The 1282-nt window shown below is 63.1% G+C and carries 1 protein-coding gene; it reads right to left on the minus strand.

Going from position 1 to position 1282, the window contains the following annotated elements:
- Positions 1-30 precede the first annotated feature (30 nt).
- Positions 31-1229, minus strand: a protein-coding gene (locus PI87_RS27940) for an IS3 family transposase (protein ID WP_157003283.1) whose coding sequence is annotated in 2 segments (ribosomal slippage) — positions 31-929 and positions 929-1229 — 1200 coding nt in all. Because the reading frame shifts where the segments join, the coding sequence is not laid out codon by codon here.
- Between the last annotated feature and the right edge of the window lie 53 nt (positions 1230-1282).

Genomic DNA, 1282 nt, shown 5'->3' on the forward strand with positions numbered 1-1282 from the left:
TGACCCTGCCTCGTTTTCACGTACAGCAATTCATGCAGCCATGCGCTGGGTTTCGTAGTCGACGGGGGTGAGGAAGTCGATCGAAGTGTGCAGGCGCTGTCGATTGTAATAGCCCTCGATCCAGTCGACGATGTCCAAGCGAGCCTGGGCCCGGGTTTCGTAGCGCGTCTGGTAGATCCGTTCGACCTTCAAGGTCTTAAAGAAGCTCTCCATTGGTGCGTTGTCCCAGGCATTGGCACGACGGCTCATCGAGACCGTCATACCGAATGCGGTGGCCAGGCTGCGATACACCCGGCTGGCGTACTGGGCGCCGCGATCGGAATGCAACAACAACCCGGGCGGGGGCTTGCGTTGCCAGTACGCGCTGCGCAAGGCCTGGCAAACGAGATCGGCCTGCATCCGTTCCGACATCGACCAGCCGACGATGCGTCGGCTGGACAGGTCCAGGATCGCGGCCAGGAACAGCCAACCTTCGTCGGTGGCGATGAACGTGATGTCGCCCACCCACGCCTGATTCGGCTGCCAACCGTCAAAGCGTCGCTCCAGCAGATTCGGCGCCACCGGCAGGCTGTGTGCCGAATCCGTGGTGACCCGATACGGGCGCTTGTAGACCGGGTGCAAGCCCTGGCGTTGCAGACTGCGCCGCACGCGTTCAGCACTCACCGGCTGTCCCTGCACATGCAATTGCCGCACGATGCGCGGCCGACCATAGCTGCCGCGGCTGGCCCGGTGCATGGCAGCCACCTCAGCATCCAGGGCCGCGTTGGCCTGTGCCCTGGCGCTGGGCGGGCGAACACGCCACTGGCAATACCCGCTGCGCGAGACCGCCAGCACCCGGCAGAGCCGGCTGACGCTGTACTGGTCGCGGTGTGTGTCAATCCAGGCGTACCTCACCGCGACCCCTTCGCGAAGTACGCCGTCGCCTTTCTGAGGATCTCGATATCCAGCTTCGCGCTGGCCAGCTCCTTGCGCAGGCGGCTGTTCTCGGCCTCCAGATCGCTGACCGGTCGACGGCTGGACGTCGGCACGCTCTGGACTGGCCCTGCAGCGGCGTCCGTCTTGCTACTGCCCTGATCGCGACACCAATTCCCCAGCGTGGCCACCGGCACGCCCAGCCTGCGCGCAGCCTCATGCTGACTGACACTCTCGGCCAATCTCACCGCCTCCAGCTTGAATTCCTTCGTGTATTGCCTTCTCGGGACCAATTTCTCTGTCATGCCTCTCTCCATACAGTCAAAAAGTTATCAAACTTCTTGCTGTACGTGGAATCGAGGCAGGGTCA

The organism is Ralstonia sp. A12 (assembly GCF_000801955.1).
Lineage (GTDB): Bacteria > Pseudomonadota > Gammaproteobacteria > Burkholderiales > Burkholderiaceae > Ralstonia.